Annotated in this window: 1 protein-coding gene; it reads left to right on the top strand. The window is 68.7% G+C overall.

Annotated elements, in window-relative coordinates; genetic code table 11:
* A partial coding sequence (locus tag OC439_RS30145; RefSeq protein ID WP_262016380.1) for a YwqG family protein occupies positions 1–933 on the top strand: 933 nt, incomplete at its 5' end.
* Positions 934–935: the final 2 nt, after the last annotated feature.

Below are 935 nucleotides of genomic sequence, written 5' to 3'. Positions count from 1 at the left end.
TTGCGGCGAGCCGCGACCGACGCGGGCTTCACCGAGACGGAGACGGCGACGTTCGCCGAGCTGCTGCGCTTCGCCATCGGGACGAGTCAGCAGTACAGCGGCGAGCTCGCGGCCCGTTCTCGGGATCTGCCGCCCCAGCGGCCCGCCGACCTGCTCGTCGGCCAGGCCGGCGGCCTGCCGAACCTTCCGGTCGGTATGCCGTGGCCCACCGACCCGGAGGGCTACCCGCTGCCGTTCGTCGCGTCTTTCGACTGTGCCGCGCTGCCGCGGGTCGAGCGGCTGCCGCTACCGTCGGACGGCTCTCTGCTGGTGTTCCTGCATCACGAAGAGGACTACGACGTCTGTGAGCGCAGCGACGAGCAGCAGTACAGGCGGCTGCTTCATGTCAGGGCCGGCACAGAGACCGTGGCGCAGCTGCCGGCTGACTACGCTGCCCATCCCTACTACGCGGACCGTGACTTCATCGCTCCCGAGCAGGACCTTTTCGCTGTCGTCCAGGCCGCCCTGCCCTCGTGGTTGACCGCGGAGGATGCGGACCTGTCCGTCTTTGCGCAGCAGCTGGCGCGCGACATGCCGCATCGTCGGGAACTGTGTGCCCTGGTCGACCGGCTCTGGCCGGCCGCCGACTCCGCCGCCTTCCAGTTCGGCGGCTACTCGTGGCACACCGGTGGCGTTTCCTACGGCCACCTGTACAACGATCCTGAGCTGGAGATGGCAGAGAGGAAGCTTCGAGGCCGCCTCACCGGCATCGACCGCGCCCAGGAGGCCTTCCTCGTGGAACAGGAGTTGCAGCGGGTCCGCCGGGAGTGGCTCCCGTTGGTGCAGTTCGAGACCCGTGACGACGTCTACTTCGGCCGCTTCATGATCCGCGTTGACGACCTCGCCGCCCAGCGGTTCGACCGCGCTGTCTCCTGGACCGAGTTCACCGAGTGAGC

Source organism: Micromonospora sp. Mcm103 (genome assembly GCF_024519755.1).
Lineage (GTDB): Bacteria > Actinomycetota > Actinomycetes > Mycobacteriales > Micromonosporaceae > Micromonospora > Micromonospora aurantiaca.
Note: the sequence above shows the minus strand (reverse complement) of the source record. Positions and strands in the feature narration are given on the sequence as shown.